This is a genomic window from Stenotrophomonas sp. STEN240 (genome assembly GCF_056756175.1).
This window is the reverse complement of the sequence record NZ_JBRRBO010000019.1, coordinates 36,980-53,213: the sequence shown is the minus strand read 5'-3', so window position 1 is coordinate 53,213 and position 16,234 is coordinate 36,980. Positions and strand designations below refer to the sequence as shown.

The 16,234-nt window shown below is 60.4% G+C and carries 15 protein-coding genes; 2 read left to right on the top strand and 13 right to left on the bottom strand.

Going from position 1 to position 16,234, the window contains the following annotated elements; all coding sequences use genetic code 11:
• Positions 1-544: 544 nt before the first annotated feature.
• Positions 545-1,084, top strand: coding sequence for a hypothetical protein (locus tag ACVOKO_RS10670; RefSeq protein WP_346498892.1), 540 nt, complete (start codon positions 545-547; stop codon positions 1,082-1,084).
• A 222-nt stretch (positions 1,085-1,306) separates the two neighbouring features.
• Here the strand turns inward: ACVOKO_RS10670 and ACVOKO_RS10665 are convergent, their stop codons facing one another.
• From ACVOKO_RS10665 to ACVOKO_RS10605, 13 genes are all read right to left on the bottom strand, one after another.
• A complete protein-coding gene (locus ACVOKO_RS10665; RefSeq protein ID WP_430980760.1) occupies positions 1,307-1,510 on the bottom strand; it encodes an Imm5 family immunity protein in 204 nt (67 codons plus the stop codon).
• Positions 1,507-1,890, bottom strand: coding sequence for an Imm5 family immunity protein (locus tag ACVOKO_RS10660; RefSeq protein WP_430980759.1), 384 nt, complete (start codon positions 1,888-1,890; stop codon positions 1,507-1,509). Before ACVOKO_RS10660 ends, ACVOKO_RS10665 begins: the two co-directional genes overlap by 4 nt.
• Before the next feature lie 575 nt (positions 1,891-2,465).
• Positions 2,466-2,681, bottom strand: a complete 216-nt coding sequence (locus tag ACVOKO_RS10655; RefSeq protein ID WP_346498891.1) for a hypothetical protein — start codon at positions 2,679-2,681, stop codon at positions 2,466-2,468.
• 41 nt (positions 2,682-2,722) lie between these two features.
• Positions 2,723-3,034 (bottom strand): Imm31 family immunity protein, encoded by a 312-nt coding sequence (gene imm31 / locus ACVOKO_RS10650; RefSeq protein ID WP_346498890.1) that lies wholly within the window; start codon positions 3,032-3,034, stop codon positions 2,723-2,725.
• On the bottom strand, positions 3,035-3,466 hold the full coding sequence (locus ACVOKO_RS10645) for a hypothetical protein (RefSeq protein WP_346498889.1): 432 nt from the start codon (positions 3,464-3,466) through the stop codon (positions 3,035-3,037).
• A 2-nt stretch (positions 3,467-3,468) separates the two neighbouring features.
• Entirely contained in the window at positions 3,469-8,268 is a 4,800-nt protein-coding gene (locus tag ACVOKO_RS10640) for a polymorphic toxin type 47 domain-containing protein (protein ID WP_346498888.1), read from the bottom strand.
• A 25-nt stretch (positions 8,269-8,293) separates the two neighbouring features.
• The gene (locus ACVOKO_RS10635) at positions 8,294-8,740 is read right to left on the bottom strand and encodes a DcrB-related protein (protein WP_346498887.1); all 447 of its coding nucleotides are present in this window, start codon (positions 8,738-8,740) and stop codon (positions 8,294-8,296) included.
• A gap of 5 nt (positions 8,741-8,745) precedes the next feature.
• Complete coding sequence (locus ACVOKO_RS10630) at positions 8,746-11,187, bottom strand: type VI secretion system Vgr family protein (protein WP_346498886.1); 2,442 nt, start codon at positions 11,185-11,187, stop codon at positions 8,746-8,748.
• A 249-nt stretch (positions 11,188-11,436) separates the two neighbouring features.
• Positions 11,437-13,695, bottom strand: a complete 2,259-nt coding sequence (locus ACVOKO_RS10625) for a hypothetical protein (protein WP_346498885.1) — start codon at positions 13,693-13,695, stop codon at positions 11,437-11,439.
• 20 nt (positions 13,696-13,715) lie between these two features.
• On the bottom strand, positions 13,716-14,420 hold the full coding sequence (locus ACVOKO_RS10620) for a PilW family protein (RefSeq protein WP_346498884.1): 705 nt from the start codon (positions 14,418-14,420) through the stop codon (positions 13,716-13,718).
• A 2-nt stretch (positions 14,421-14,422) separates the two neighbouring features.
• The gene (locus tag ACVOKO_RS10615) at positions 14,423-14,842 is read right to left on the bottom strand and encodes a type IV pilus modification PilV family protein (protein ID WP_346498883.1); all 420 of its coding nucleotides are present in this window, start codon (positions 14,840-14,842) and stop codon (positions 14,423-14,425) included.
• Positions 14,826-15,326, bottom strand: a complete 501-nt coding sequence (locus ACVOKO_RS10610) for a pilus assembly FimT family protein (protein WP_346498882.1) — start codon at positions 15,324-15,326, stop codon at positions 14,826-14,828. The genes ACVOKO_RS10615 and ACVOKO_RS10610 overlap by 17 nt, the downstream gene beginning before the upstream one ends.
• The gene (locus ACVOKO_RS10605) at positions 15,323-15,730 is read right to left on the bottom strand and encodes a type IV pilin protein (protein ID WP_346498881.1); all 408 of its coding nucleotides are present in this window, start codon (positions 15,728-15,730) and stop codon (positions 15,323-15,325) included. The genes ACVOKO_RS10610 and ACVOKO_RS10605 overlap by 4 nt, the downstream gene beginning before the upstream one ends.
• A 179-nt stretch (positions 15,731-15,909) precedes the next feature.
• Between ACVOKO_RS10605 and cutA the strand changes: the two genes are divergently transcribed.
• The gene (cutA, locus tag ACVOKO_RS10600; RefSeq protein ID WP_346498880.1) at positions 15,910-16,233 is read left to right on the top strand and encodes a divalent-cation tolerance protein CutA; all 324 of its coding nucleotides are present in this window, start codon (positions 15,910-15,912) and stop codon (positions 16,231-16,233) included.
• Position 16,234 lies beyond the last annotated feature (1 nt).

Sequence of the window (16,234 nt, the reverse complement as noted above, 5' to 3'; positions counted from 1 at the left end):
CCTCTTAAGTAATTGATTGGCCTGAAATTCCGGCGACACCGGCGGTAAAACCAAGGGGATGCCGGCATCACGCGTAAAAAGACCCGTCGAACGGGCTTGTCTGGGAGATGGGGCTGGCTGGGGGCCTTTCAAGGGCCGGCCGGCAAATTGATTGGCACCGCTGGCCGGGCAGCCGCCAGCGGGCACCTCGCTCCCTGCCAGCCATCACCAGCCGCCAATCGCGTGATCCGGCACCGGCGGGTGATGCTGCTGCGCCCGCTGCAATCGACCGCCGTCCCACCGGCCACCGCCGCAGGGCGGATACCGGCGCCTTGCACGTCTCCGCCTGCTGATAGCGTTACTTCAAAGGCGTAGGTACGCAGATAGCGCTGATCAAGACGCCGCCCCGGTCTGTTTCGGCTTCTTCTGCCCGCCGCTCTCGGGCATAGACGACTTTCTCGCTCCCGCTCAAGCCCCAGGGCGATCTACAGCGACTGTAGCCATCATGACGCTATGATCCATGGCTTGTGTACGGATGCCACTATCAATGTCAAAGGAGAAATCAATGAAAGTGCTGTATCGATTTGCCCCGCTGTTGCTTGTTCTGCTCGCCGCCTGCAGCCAGTTGACCGGCCCGTCCGCCAGCGAATACATGGACAGCAACATCAGTACCTGGAACGGCCTGATTGAAAAGGTCAACCAATGGAGCGGCGGCAACGATGCCGAACGCCTGACCCAGGCCATGGCGGACCGCAAAGGCCTGTCCAACTTCAAGTCCCGCCTGGGCAATGCGCGCCAGGAAGCGGTGGACATGCGCGAGCGGATGAAGGCGCTGAAGACCCCGGACGATGCCACCGAGCTGCACGCCAAGTTGGTGACCTCGCTGGACGAGGCGGTGGTCTGGTACGACGCCATGCTCAAGCTGACCGACCTGCCGGATGGTTTCAGCGACGAACAGGCAGCACCGTTGCTTGAAGCAATGGATGCGACCGGCACCAAGTTCGACAAGCTCACCGATGAGCTGGACCAGATGCAGGATGCCTACGCCAGGAAGCACCGCATCAACCTGTCCCACGTCGAAGACCCGGCAGCAAGCGAGAGCTGATCGTCGCAGCATCTGCCAATGGCGCGCAGGACGCTGCTCTTTTTTTAGCAGCGCCTGCGCGTTACCCGCTTGGCCTGAGGCGAAGCGATAGTAAGACCTTCAATCTCCTCGTCATTGAGGATTGGACTCCAAGCAACTGTGTTACTCAATCTTGGGTGGACGTCGTTATCCCAGCGGACCGCGTGCACCAACCAGATTTCCGCGCTCGACCATGATGCGACGTCAGATCTCACTGGACATCACAGCGGGTACCGCTTCATCGAGGTACCACATCCAGAAGGAGCGCCGATCTTCCACTCTCGCCGCATGATCACCGTTGAGGCCGCCGGCGCAAGCCGATGCGCAAAGGTAGCTGGGCAAATAACTTTCAGGATCGAGGTCCTCATCCTCACTTTCCTCTGGCAGAGAGTCTTCGATGCTCCTCACCCAGCATGTGCGACGAACATCGCGGGAGCCTGATCAACCGAGTAGTCCCTGCCATCGATTGCATCGACATAAAAACTGTCCCGTAACCTCTGCGCCCGATCTAGAGACATGGCCTCATTAGCCACACTAAAGGCCGTCGAAAGCATCACCTCAGGACCATCATGTCCGGGAAAGTGTTCACTCCACACGCGCATAACATGTCGCACGCATAGAGCGTCCAGCAGTACGCGTCGCCTAAACCCAGTCTGCTCCAAATCAGGCGACCCGCCACTAGTACCAAGAGCCACTAAAACTTTCTTTCGAGTCGACAGAGAAAGTCTTCCGTCGACGCTGTGACTAACCTCGTGTTTAGAAGCGAGCAGAACGTCTTCGAGATTCATAGTTCAGTCAATTACCTACGGGCCAGAAGGGTGACTTTCCCAATGGGAGAGAATATCCACGTTCGGGTTGTCTGCATGGGCTGAGTGGTGGCGGATAGCCTGCAAGCCACCATTGGCCAAGTCATAGTCATATTCATAGCCCAACGTGGAGCTATCCGGACAATGGGATGTGTGCAGCCAGCCTGCGGCGTTGTGCTCGTAGCGGGTACGTACCCGCTGTAGTCGGTCTCAGCAACCAGCTGGCCAGCAGGGTCGTAGTGATAGTGCTAGCTTTAGCCGCTGCCGTGACGGAGACCAACCGGGTCAGCTTGTCGTAGCCCAACTGCAGGCCACCGCTTGGCGGATAGTACACGTGCTCCAGCAGATCAAGGGCACCGTACTGATAGTGCGAGATGCCGTTTCACCGCCGAAATAGAAATTGAGATCCAATCAACGGGGTCAGGTTCACTTGCCCATTGAGCCTGGCCGTTAAGATTAGCGCCCTTCTTAAACATACTCACCGCGCCGGCGATATCCAGCGGTCGAGGAGCAGCGTAACTTCAACATCGTTGTGAATCGAGTCCTCATCAGCCTTCTCACAAGCCAGCGATAAACGGATCTTCAGCTTCGACCGACCCATGACTGAGTGCACGGCCTTCAGGACTAAACCACTGATACCCAGCGGCGCGTGTAAAAATAAGAGTGCACTCTTGCTCACGCCAATCGCTATAGGTGACGCGCAGCTCATTTCCCGCTGCAATCACTTTTGAAATTCCAGCATAGTCAAAGCGATACTTCTCAAAAATGAACATCTGATGCACTTTCCCTGATGACTGAACTTACTGGCCTTTACCTACTCATCAGGCGAACGCTCCCCTCTCCATTTTCTATCAACTTCGACAGAGAGCACTTCGCCTCCGTAGAAGTCTTTTCGTTTCATAGTGCGGCCGGTCGCAACAAGCTCCGACTCCCCAATACTCCACGATTCGTCCAGATCAATAATATGAACCGCATAGGTCCATGACCCGTCTTCGGCTTGAGCCATGCCTAAGACTGCGCCGACTCGCCCATCAATGGCCTGCAGAACAGGGCGATCCGCCCCAACCTTGACTCTGACAACCGCATAAAAATCAAATCCAGAATTTCCCATGAGCTTGACGTGCATTCACCCCGTCGTCATATCACGAATTTCGATATCGCCAGCAAACTCAATTCCGTAGAAATTCACTGCAATCAGATAGCTCGCGCCTTCGTTAGAGATAAAATACTCCATACCGAAGCTGTGCTCTATTGCCAATGAAATCTCCGTGGCATTTTTAAAGACAACCAAATTGTTTCTATCCAAAATTCCCTGCTCAAAGAAGACACAACCCATTTCCTCTTTGAGTTGTTTCGAAAGCGCGTACTCGTTTCCTTCCGTAGGGACGGACATCGCGCCGCCACCGATCTGCAGGTGGCCACTGACTCTAAATGGCTTGAATTTTCCAAGCACCTTTCGAATATATTCGCCTGCGTAACCCGGCTCGGCCAATTCCGCATCCAAGCCAAGCTGTCTCGCGGAGTTGATCAACTCTCTTGCTTTACTGAATTTATGCATTGCTACCTCGTCGACGGAACGTCGTCTACGAAAATGTGCCCGACCAGCTTTGGCTTTCCCGGAGTCTGGTAGCCGATATGAGGCGCATGCGGCCCCATACCAAGCTCACCGTTCGTCTTCACATTATTCCATACTGGAATGTCCATGTTTACGCTAGCGCCGCCTGGACCACTCCATTCAACGGGAATAGTTTTCCCGTATTGATCCTTCCCCCAAGCAACTATCTCAAAGTCTTCCTTCGGCACCCCAGTGCGTTGAAATGCCTCATTTAGAGCATCTCTATACGTTTTCCCCGTCCCTCTCAGGTCTACATCCTTTGCGCTATCAAACTTCCAGCCGTTGCCGGTAAGCTCGCAACTATTCAACCCCAACGGATCAACATGCGTATTCGGGTTATCAACATACCCTTGCGGCCTGAATCCACCTTCTAAACCCAGCGGATCAGGCGACAAGTACTGCGCACTGTCCGGATCATAGTAGCGATGCCGGTTGTAGTGCAGTCCGCTCTCGGCGTCGTAATACTGGCCGGGGAAGCGGATCGGGCAGTCCACTGCATCGTCGTTGGCGGCTGCTCGGCTCCATACACGCTGCTGGCCCCAGGCCTTGGGGTTGTTGCTCCATGCCAACTCGCCGGTTTCGTCCAGAAGTTCGCGTGGCGTACCGACGTGGTCGGAGACGACATACCAGAGCTTGTCTGCCCGCTTCTGTGCGAGCGGGGTCAGGCCGCCGGGTGCGTAGGCCCATTGCGTGGCTTGGTCATAGGCGACGGTGCCGTCGGCGTAGATCGGCGCCGCTTCAATCAACTGGTCACGGCTCCACAAGTATTCCTCGCCCACTACAACGCGGCGCGTATGCGCGGATCGAACTGCTGCTGATCCACCGCCTCCGCCTGTTGCTTCGCCGCCGGCATGCGCCGAATCCCGCAGCCCGCCCGCAATCACTTTGAGCTTGCGGATACGCCGCCCAAGCCCATCGTAGGCATAGCGCCAGCGCTCGCCCTTGGGCGTGGTCAACTCGATCAACCGGTTGTCGGCATCCCAGCGGTAGCTCCAGTGTTGCGGTCGGAAGCCATTGGGTTGCTCGGCCTTCTCCTGCAGGCGGCCCTGCGCGTCGTAGCGATACGTAGTGCCACCTTGGCGGACCGTGCGGCCGGCACGCTGCTGCACGCTGTGGCGCTCTACCCCTGGCAGATTCGACAACGTGCGGCTGACCAGATTCAGGGCACCGTCGTAGTCGAAGCTTTCGTCCAGCGATGGCTGCTGCCCGCTGCCGTCCAGATGCTGGCCGATGATCTGGTTGTTGCCGTTGTAGCGGAAACGACTGCTACCCCAGCGCTGGTCGTCAATCTGCACGGGATTGAAGGCACGGTCGTACTGGTAGCCACGCTGCACCACTGTTGCCTGCGCGTGCAGCCCATAGGTTTGCGATGGGTACGACAAAGCATCCGCACTTGGCGTACTGCCGGCAGTTTGCTTGGTAAGCAGGCTCAGCGGATTGAACTGCTGCGCCAACTGAAAGCCTGCTGCGCTTTGCCACTGCACATCGCGGCCCAAGGCATCGCGCTGAATCTGCAGCGGTGCGTGGCCTTCGATGCCCAGCGTGCTCAGGGCGCCGTTGACGTCGTACGCCCACTGCACCTGATGGCCCGCGCTCAGTTCATTGGGAGCACCGGTGAGTTCGTCGTAGCTCCAGCGCACCTCGCGGCCGTTGCTGCGTTCGGCCAGTAGGCGGCCTACGGCATCGCGTTCGTATTCGAGCACGCTATCGCCATGGGTAACGCGGATCAGGCGGCCGTCATCGTCGTAGTCGAGTTCGGTATCGACGCTCGGGTTGTCTGCATTGGCCGAGCAACGGCGGATGGCAAGCAAGCGACCACTGGCCAGGTCGTAGTCGTAGCCCAGCGTGGAGCCATCCGGACGGTGGGTTGTATGCAACCAACCTGCGGCGTTGTGTTCGTAGCGGGTACGCGCGCCGCCGTAATCGGTCTCGGCAACCAGCCGCCCGGCAGCGTCGTACTGATAGCGATAGCTTTCGCCGGCGCCATTGGTCACGCAGACCAGCCGGGTGAGCTTGTCGTAGCCCAGCTGCAACCCGCCGCCCGCCGGATAGTGGACGCTCTCCAGCAGATCGAAGGCGCCGTACTGGTACTTGGTAGTGCGGCCTTCGCCGTCGCTATGACGGATGGGCAGGCGTTCGCTGTCGTAGCTGATCTGCTGCGTACTGCCGTCAGCCAGAGTCACCTTGCTTACCGAGCCACGCGGATTGGCATGACCGGCATGTTCATAGCGGGTCTGCTGGCCGAGTGCGTCCTGGCTCTCCACTACTCTGCCGAACAGATCCTTGTGCAGGGTGTGGTGGCTGCCGTCGGCACGGGTCAGCTTGTTGATCCGCTGGTAGCGGTCGTAGTCCAGGCGCAGCTGCGTGCCATCTGGATTCTCCTGCCGCAGCAGCTGTCCGTTCCCGCTTAGGCGATAGCTTATACGTCGACCGAGCGGATTGATCGCAGCAATCAGGTTTCCGCGCGCATCATGGCGGAACGTCCACTTAGTTCCTTCCGAACTGGCCGCTGACGTAATGGCACCAAGGCTGCTGTAGCCATAACGCTCCCATGACTCATCCGGATGGGTGACCTCGATCAGTTCGTCGAAATCGTTGTACTGGAAGCGGGTCACACGACCCAGCGGATCGGTTTGCGACAGTTTTCGGTTGTTCTCGTCCCATTCCGTCAGCCAGTGATGGCCCAGCGGATCGATCAGGCAGCTGATCAGGCCTTCTGCATTATGGAAGTACTGGCTGCAGCCGCCTTCGGCGTCGTAGTAGAGGGCACAGTTCTGCGCGTCGTCGTAGACGAAGCGGTCTTCATAGTGACCACTGTCGGTGCGCGTGCTGAGCACCCTTCCCTTGGCGTCGTACGTGACGTGTGCGCCGGTGAGTGCGGTATCGTGCCAGCGCAGCATGCGGCCGTCGCGATCATAGCCGTGGAACAGGGTTCCAAACTGATGGCTACGGCATTGCGCGAGGCGTCCATCAGCATCATAGGTGCAGCGCACCAGCTCCATGCCATCTTCTGCCCCGCCCTGCACCTGCACCGATGTGATTCGGCGACCCTGACACTGCACCAGCAAAGCGTAGCCGTCGCTGTGCTCAATGCGGGCGAGTGCGCCATTTTCGTATTGAAAACGGATGCGGTTGCCGTTGAGATCTTCGATGTCGCTCAGGTATCGCTGCCGGCCAGCTTCCTGACCAAAGCTGAGCACGGTACGGGTCCGGCGATCGAACAGCCGCAGCACCTTCGAGCGCTTGCCGAACAGGCAGTAACGGCGTTCGCGCAGATTGACTGCTTGGACCTCGTCATCCGGCGTATGGAATACGAGCGTCGCGCCGTGCGGCGTATGCAAGGTTGCGGTATCGGCGTCCAGCTCCAGCCGCTGGGACCATTCGTCCATCCATTTGTCGCCGAATGCACCACTGAAAGACGCCGTCGAGCGATAGCTGCGGGTGAGCTGTAGCGGTAGGGTTCCCGGCAGCGCCAGCGCCGGCCATTGCTGCAGAAAGTCGCCGGTGCCGATGTCTACAGGCTCACCTACCTTAGTACATTCCCCTGTATCGCAGCCTTTGCCTTTGGACGAGGTGGTAGCGGGTTTTGAATTATTGGGCGCAGGTGCGGGATCTTGCTTTGAAGCCGTTGTTTGACTCGGCTTCGACTCCTGCTGCGGCTTATGTTGCGGAGCAGGGTCTGGCTTCGGCTTTGTTTGCGACGCCGCGTCAGGCTTCGGTTTTTGTTGTGGCGGCGTGTCGGGTTTCGGCTTCGGCTTCGGCTGCTGTGGTGCTGCATCGGCGCCAGGCTTTGGCTTTCTTCCGCGTGGCAATGGCAGCAGATTCGCAATGATGTTAGCCCAGCGCAGCTCAGGTGAGCGGCTGTCTTTGACCTCATGGACCACGGCCGTTTCGATGGCTTCAACGATGGTCTTGCAGCCATCATTGACGTTGCCATCGCAGGTGCTGCGATGACCAACACGCACGATATTGCGGCCGTTGGCGTATACGGTTTTGGCGCCTTCGGCCAGCATGCTTGGCCCTGGATGTTCGGAGCAAACCACCAGATCGCCAACCCGTGCGACTGGTCTGCCCTCGAAGAACACATTTCCTGAGCCCTCAGCGATGACGCCCTTGTTGTCGCCGTACTGCCCAGCGGTTGATGCAAAGGTAGCGATACCGGCGCCGACAAAACCTGCAGTAGCAGCGGCCGCCGCGAGCACAAGCAGTCCGGCACCGCAGGTTGCCACGGTCACTGCGACGATGGCGATCGCAGCTGCCGCGCCAATGATCGCCCCCCACAGGGCTGCGTTTTTGTCGATGTGGGCGATGGGGTCGCCCATGCGCGCGGGGGTATCCCCTTCTGTGGCGACTTTTTTCTCGCCGCACAGCGTGCCGTAGTAGAAATCAGCCAGCCCGGTGCCAGCCATGCTGCCCAGGTAGCCGCCGGCCATGCCCGCACCTGCGGCGATGGCGAACGTTCCCAGCGAGGCTGCCGCAGCAACGCCCGCAGCGGTAACGCCAGCACTTGCTGCACCGGCCGCGGCCACGCCAGCAGAACCCAGCGCGGATGCCCCCATCAACCCGTAGTTGAATTCCTCGCTTTCGAGAACATCCAGAACGGTATTGTTACCCCGGTCAAAGTCGCTGACATCAGGGTTGGGGATGCTGTAACTCTCCTGCGCTGGCTGGCGCACCACATCCATGATCTCATTGCGCCGGGCACTGTTGGCCGCACCAACCGCAGCGCTTGTTTGCACCGTCATGGCTTGGTCTCTCCCTGAGAAAAACTTACTGCACTACGGCCGCATTCATGTCTTCGCTGGTGCGAAAGCGAAAGGTCTCCACCAAGGCAAGAATCTGCTGCTTCTGCTCCTGTGAAATAAGCCCCGGCATGCTGGCGGTGAAGATCAGTGCCCGCTGCTGTTCGGCAGTCAGCACCATGCATTGATGGATTGGCCCTTGCGCCGATGACCAGCTGAACTCGGACAACATCGCCTCACGGCCGTCTACCTGCATTGGCAGCAGTTCCAGCTGTTTGTGATCTTTCAGACTGCTGGCGATTGCCGCAATCTCCTTCTTCGCGAAGCTCTCAAACGCCATGCCCCATGGCAACGTGTCTCGGGAAATGGTGAAACTCAACCCGGTGCCATTGCCTTGCGCGGTGGTAAGCACGTTGATGCTTTCATCCTTCCACGCGGAGGGAATTCTGATCGTGCCTTCATTGATTGCGAACATACTTATCAGACCTTGTCTTTATTCAAATGAACTACCGGGCCATCGATGAAGATGCCTTTTTTGCTGATCACGATGCTGGATGGACCAAACGACAGCTTGATCATCTCCGTGGTCATGGTGATCCTGCCCTTGCCTACGACGTGCTCAATCTGATCGCTCGCCTCGTACAGCTGCGTACCTGGGCTATCGGTCTTGCCCTTGGTCTTGACCTGAACCGAATTAGCATCGGTAGACCGCTTCTTGGCGATGGTTTCGCTCAGCCCACCTTGGGCCAGCGTTTTCGACTCATCGCCAGTCTTCAACGTGACCGAGCGATTGCCCTTGTCCACCACGTGCGTTTCCGCATCCAGCACCGTGATGTTCATATCCTTCTGCGAATACAGATCAATCAGTTCCTTGCCGGCGGTATCGCGGATGGTCATGCGGCATTGGCCGCCACCACCGGGCGTGGAATTGCTGATGAAGCCCATCACGTTGCCGCCATCCGGGCCGTCGAACGGCATGGTCTGTTGGGCGTTGAACAGTCGTCCCGTGCAGACCGGGCGGTCCGGGTCGCCTTCGATGTAGTCGATCAGCACTTCCTGGCCGATGCGAGGAATCGATACCGTGCCCCAGCCGCGCCCGGCCCACGGCTGTGAAACACGTATCCAGCATGAGCTCGATTGATCGTGCTTGCCTTCCAGGTCCCACGGGAACTGCACCTTGATGCGGCCCAGCTTGTCGGTGTGGATCTCCTGCCCGGCCGGTCCAACCACCGTTGCGGTCTGCGGGCCTTTCATCGCGGGCTTGGCGTGATGACGCACCGGCCGGTAAGGAACCTTGCGGCGGATCAAGGTCAGGCTGTTTTCATATACATCCGCCTCATCTGCACTGTTGCCGTCCAGATTGAAGTTGTTGCGTGCGTCGATCTGCGCACCCACCACCAGGAAGTCGGCATCGGCCTCGCTTTCAAACCAATGGTGGCCACTCAACTGGAAGGTGTGGCCGGCCTCCATGCCACGGCATTGCGATTGCGCCATGAACAGCTTGGCCTGCCACTCGTAAGCCTCCATCAGGTGCTGGGCGTCGCGGCTGCCGGCTTTCTTGTCGGGGAAGGCGTAGGCCGGATTGCCGTGATAGACGGTCAACTTCGGCACCTCGCCCTGCTGGGCGACGGTGGGCTGCTCCACGTACTGCACCGCATACGGATCGGCGTACTTGAAGGTATTCAAGGCCACCGCGCTGGGCTGGAAGTTGCGGTAGGCCGCCAATGCGGTGAGCGTGTCCTGCGCATCCACATGATCGCCGGCGTTGTAGCGGACCACGGCGTGATTGCCCTGCGGTGGGCAGAACGTGCTGTCGGCCGAGTCATCACTGATGACCAGGCGATGGCCATCGGCGCGGTGTTCGAAGTAGTAGAACAGGCCGTGCCGCTCAAGCAGCCGGCTGACGAAATTCAGGTCGCTCTCGTCGTACTGGACGATATAGGTTTCCGCGCTTGGCCTGCGGTTGACCCGCACCTGATAGTCCGGCAGGCCGCCGTAGTCCTTGAACACAACGTCCAGCACATCCAATGCCGACATGTCCTGGAAGATGCGGCTGTTGATACGCGTGCCCAGGTACCACAGCCACGGCCGCAGCTCGGCGCTGTACACCGCAAGCCCACCATCGGTGCTGGCAAAGCCGAAGGAGGTGACGTAGCCATTGACCGGGTGCTCACTGCCATCGGCCAGCTTGATGCCGACGGTGAAGTTGTTGCCCATCACTTCCTGCAGATCGATGCCCGCGTTGCGCGACAGCAACTGCAGGCGATAGCAGTACAGGTCCGACAGCGCACTGCTGCCTGCCATCGACGATGCATAGAGCCGCTTGTCCCCGCTTAGCGGAGCATGCAGGCGCAGCAGGCGATCCTTGTCCTCGAGTACGCCACGCTCCTCGTCGAACGCGTCGCGCAGGCGTGTCATCGGCGGCGCGTAGAACTCGGGCTTGCGGATGAAATCCTGCACGGCCTGCCCGCCGAGCGGGTGCTCGTCGGGAATCAAGGTGGCGGGTACGAACGGCGGTGTCGCGAGTGCTGGCAGTTGCGTGGCAGCGACAAACGGCGGCGTGCCAAACGTTGGCAGACGTGGGGCGGCCACAAACGACTGTGCCAGGGCGGTCACGGCAGGCGCTGCGCCAGTCAGCGCTGAAAGCTCGGGAACAGCGATACCTGCCAGCGGCGCGCCGGCGGCAATCATCGCTGCGACGTTGTCACCTTGCAGCGCCTGTACCACGCCCACCGCAGAGGAAACCACCGCGACTGCCTTATGCGCCTTGGCGGCGATTTCACCATCAATGGATTGCAGCGCGGCGTCGGCGGCCTTCAAGGCGTTGGCTGGTGTCAGCACGTCGGCTGCGGTTTTCGTCGCCACAAACGTCGAAGTTCCGACGCCGTGTTTGGGCGGTGAACTCTTGAATTTTTCTGGCATGCAGCTTCCTGCCGCGCACGGCACAAGGCGAAGGGTTATTCCTTCGACTTTAGGCAGATTGCCGCCAGGATGATCCGGGATTCATCTGAAAGCGCAGCGCAAACAGTGGTTTCTTTCGTGCGCGCTCGAATTTTGGTTTCACGCTTTAAACCAACGCATAAAAAAATGGCGCGCCCCGGGGGATTACGGGACACGCCATGCCAAGAGAGAGTCGCCCAGACCGCAGGCTGAACTACTTTTTTTGGAATATCACAGGTACCGCGACCACTGCACCGACGCACTGGCAGGGCTGGCCGGCAGGCCGCCGCTACCACCACTGCATACGGGGATCAGATTCAAACCACCGCCACTGGGAACATCGACCGAGATGCCACCGGCGGAAATGGTGGTATCGGCGGTCTGGTTACTGCCTACGGTCAAGCTGCCGTGGATGGTGACGGTGGCACCGCTGGTGGCCAGCTGCTTGCCCAGCATCACGCTGCCACGCAGTTCCCAGCCGGCAATATCGGCGCCGCCTTCGGCGATGACGGCGGTGTTGGCAATCGGCAGGCCCTGGTAGGTCTGCGGCTTGCCATCGGCGCCCGGCCCTTCCCATTCAACGAACTGCGAACGGCTGGCGCACAGATTGCTCGGGTAGAACTCAGCTCCACAGACGCGCGCGGCGCCGGCAAAATTCGGCGCGATGAAATCGCGGTGACCGGACGAGGTGAAGGTGACATTGCCCCCGCAGGTCGTCTGGCTGGGATCATCACAACCGCGCACCACCACACTGTTGAGCATGTCGGTGCTGGTACCGTCGATTTTCACCGACTGATCGAACCACAACACCCCGGCCGGCATCTTGCCAACACCGTGCAGCAGCCAGCTGCCGTCGCGCTGCAGCACGTTCCGACAACCCTTGTCATTGCTGTTGTTGCAGGTCATCAGCTCCTGCAGGATCGCCAGCTGTGCGGCATTGGGATTCTGCAACGGGTAGACACCGTCGATGGACTCACCGTTGGCGCGTTTGACGTTGCGGATGGTCAGCTGCGCCACACCGCCAGCACTGCTGAAGGCATAGTTGGCCATGCCCAGGAAATTGTCGGCATCCACCGGCTTGACCCGCGCTTCGCAGTACGGGATGCCCGGCAGGCCCGGGCTGGTGCCAGCCTGGTTGGCCTGCACGTTGCTCAGGTTCTTGTTGAGGCTGCCGGCGATACGGCCCGAGCCACTGACCGCAACATCGTTGACGGTCATGTTGCCGCCGCCCAATAGATTCTTGACCGTACCCGACGTCATTGCGATGGCGCCGCTGGCCCATAGCGTCTCGTACTTGCCACTCCAACCGGTCACGTTGACGTTGTAGCCCCACAGCTGGCCGACGGTCAGCGTTGCCAGCCCTACCGTGCCGCCGGCGATGCGGGTGGAACGCAAGCTCAGTCCCTCCGGCAAGGCCACATCTTCCGCACCTTTGAGCCGCTCGGCGCTTGCCGTGCCGGTCACCAGGCCGGTGGCCGGATCAACCTTGAACATCGCCGCGCCGGCAGTGTCCTGTCTGCTGAAATCCAGCAGGAACTGGCTCTGGTCGGTCAGCGTGATCAGCACGTGGCCAGTGGCCAACGGCGCAACGGTGCCGGTCACCCACGGCGTTCCGCCGGTCACGGTGGAGGGAATCAAGCGGCCACCGACTTCTGCAGTGCCGATCATCTGGGTACCCGCGTAAACGGCAACCGCATAGGCACCGGCCTTGATCGCGTTGTAGTTGCCGCCGCTGACGCCATTGCCGATTTCGATATTGCGCGCCCACAGCGTGGTGCCGCTGGGGTTGCCCATGCCATGGATGCGGATATTGCCTTCCGAATACAGATGACCATTGTCGGTGATGCCACCGCCGGTCAAGGAAACATCTCCCTTTACGCAGCCGGAGATGCGCGCGGTGGAGCCGCCGCCGATGGTCAGGTTGCCTGCCACCACGATGTTCTCGTAGTTGACCGCATTGGTGACGTCGAGCTTGCCGCCGCTGTAATCCAGGTTGCCATTGAAGACCATCGGCGCCTTGGGCATGGACGCGCATACCGGCGGCAGACCCGGCGTGCCGCTGCCCGGCACCACGTCATAGACCACTTCCACCGTTGCCGTGGTCAATGCATTGCCAACGCCGGCGGTGCCGGTGACCTGTGCGCTCACCCGGTAGTGATCGCTGCCAGTTGCCTCCACCGAGGTCACCGTTGCGGCGCGAATTCCCAGCGCCTCCAGACCGGTGACCGGCTTGGCGTCGTTGCCTACCCAACCCGGCCAGACGCTGGTTTCCACCTGCAGCAGGTACAGGCGCAGGGCTTCCACGCCACGCCAGGCCGCTGCCTGCGCCGCCGTTGCCGAATGCGTGGTGAGCTGCTGCGATTGGGTGCCGCGCAGTGAATAGATGGTTGCAGCCACCGTGACCGATACCGCCAGGCCCACCATCAACACGATCAGCAGCGTGGCGACGCCGCGTTGTCGCTTCCAAGCCGAATAACGATTCCTGTCCATGCGCGCGTGCTCCTTGGTCATCAGCTGGTGGTTACCGCCAGGTTGGGCAGGCAGGCCATGAACAGATGGCTACTGCCGTCAGCGCGCTCCAATGCCAGTTGCTGCCCCACGGCGGCCGTGGGCGTGGCACTGAAGTCCTGCTGCATGTACGGCAGGCATTGGCGTTGGCCTTTGAGCAGGAACACATAGCCGGGCGCAAGCGTCATCGCGGCCAACTCCTGCTCGTCCGCGGCAAACGCGCTGCCGTCCTTCTGCAGCGGCGTGAAGAACGCAGCACTGCCGGCCAGCAGTTGCTGCTCGTTGCTGTTCCATGTCGCTACCGCAGCATCGCTGCAGGCCTTGGGGCTGAAGCGGTACAGGCCTTCACCATCAACCAGGCGCAATCCCGAGCAGAGGTGGCCGCTGTCAGCAAGCGTGGCCTTGTACCGCCACACCAGCTGCTTGCCTGCTTCGCTCACGAACAGCTTGCTGTTCAAGCTGTCGGCCGCGGGCACACCGAATCCCGCACTCTGCAGTTCCAGCTGTGCCGACAGCAATGCCGCCGATACCTGGCCATCGCGCAATGCCGAGCGCGAAGCGTTGCTGGAAACCTCTACCATGGTTTTGTACAGCGTCATCATCGCGGCGATGGTGATCAGGGAAATCACCAACCCCACCATCATGCTGATCAGGCTCTGCCCACGCTGTCGCGCGCGGCCAATTCCGGATGCGGAATGCAGGTGCATGCTCATTGCCTCGTGGACACCAGCAGATCGGGATCGTCTTCGCCAGCGCCCTTGTTGCCCAGGTCGGTGGCCGCTACTTTCAGATCCACTCGCTGCGGGGCTTCCACCGTGCGCGTCACGCCCGCCATTGCCAGGGTTGCCGTTGCCGGCTCGCAGCTGATGACCGCGTTCCGGGCCTCGCCATTGGGCAGGCTGATTTCCAGTGTGTCACTGCCGCACAGGCTCACGCCGTGGCCGTGCAGGCTGTCGCGCAGGCGCTCGACCATCAGGTTTTCCACCTTGGCGTCGCGCTGGCTGTTCATCACCTGGGCCATCACGTGAGCCAGGCCGGCGCCGATGATGCTGGTGATCAATACTCCGACCAGGGCCTCAAGCATCATGTCGCCGCGTTGCCGGCGGCGGGAATCAAAGCAGATCGACATAGAGCGGATCCTGGCTGTTCATGCCGATGGCAATACGCGAATGGGTGGCGCCGCTGCTGCAGCTGGCAGCGGCGGGCAGGCGTTGGCCGCGGTTGTCGAAGGCCACGCAGGAAAGCAGGTTGGCCGAGGCCTGCAGCGCATCGGCATCGGCGTAGTCATCCGCGCCGGCCAAGCGGTAGTCGCCACCGCGCGGCAGTTCGCCCTGCCACAGCACTTCATTACCGGCGCCGCGCAACACCCGCAAGCTGCGGTCCTGTTGCTGCAGCCGCGCCGCGATGGCGCTGCCGGTGACATGCTCGGGGTTGCGCAATGCCAGCGCGCGGGTCTGCGAAACCGCTTCCCACAGCAGGTTGCGGGCCTGCATCTGGCGGTTGCTGTCGACCCACTGCAGCGCGAACGGCATGCTCGCCAGCGCCAATATCGCCATCACTGCCAGGGTCACCATCAATTCGATCAGTGAAAAACCCATGGCACGCCGGCTCATGGCCAGTCACTCACGCCAGCACAGTTGCCGGAGACCGTGCGGCCATTGCCCTGATCCAGCATCAGCGTGCAGCCGCTGGCCTTGCCCAGCGCATCGCCGGCAATCGCCTTGAGTTCGTAGCCAGCACTGGTGGCGGTATAGGTGTAGCTGAACTGGCCGGCCTTGGTGGCCGCGCTCCAACCCTTCTTGGCCGCCGCATCGCTGCCCGGATAACCCAGCGTGCGTTGGCGGAAATTCTCGACCGTGCTCGACAGCGCCATCAAATCGCTTTGCGCCGTGCGGATCTTGCTACGCAGCACGTAGTCCGCGTACAGCGGCATGGCGATGGCCGCCAGGATGGCAATGATGGCCACGACGATCATCAGCTCGATAAGCGTGAAACCCTGACTGTTGCGTTGTGGCATGCGCCCCCCTGTTGAGCTTTGCGAACACGTCGTCGAACGGCACCTTGCAAGATTTGGCCGTCCCCTCTGATCGGGTGACGAACAGGTGAAACTGTGACCGGGCGCAATATACAATCGATGACAACGATGTCAATACTTCCAACTGAAAGTGCTACAAGCGCTTCTGCGACAATGACCGGATGGACGTAAGACTGGTCTTTTGCACTTGCCCCGACGCTCAAACCGCGCAGGCGTTGGCGCTTCACCTGGTGGAGCAGCGGTTGGCTGCCTGTGTGAACTTGTTGCCTGCCATGCGGTCTGTGTACCGCTGGCAGGGACAGATTGAACAAGCTGAAGAGATTCAGCTTGTTATCAAAACCTGCGCTGATCGGCTGGATGCCTTGAGCGCCGCGATCAAGCTGCACCACCCCTATGAATTGCCGGAGATCGTGGCGATCTCCCCCAGCGCCGGCCTGCCGGCGTATCTGGACTGGATCCGGGCGCAGACCCGGGAGGAAACGTAAT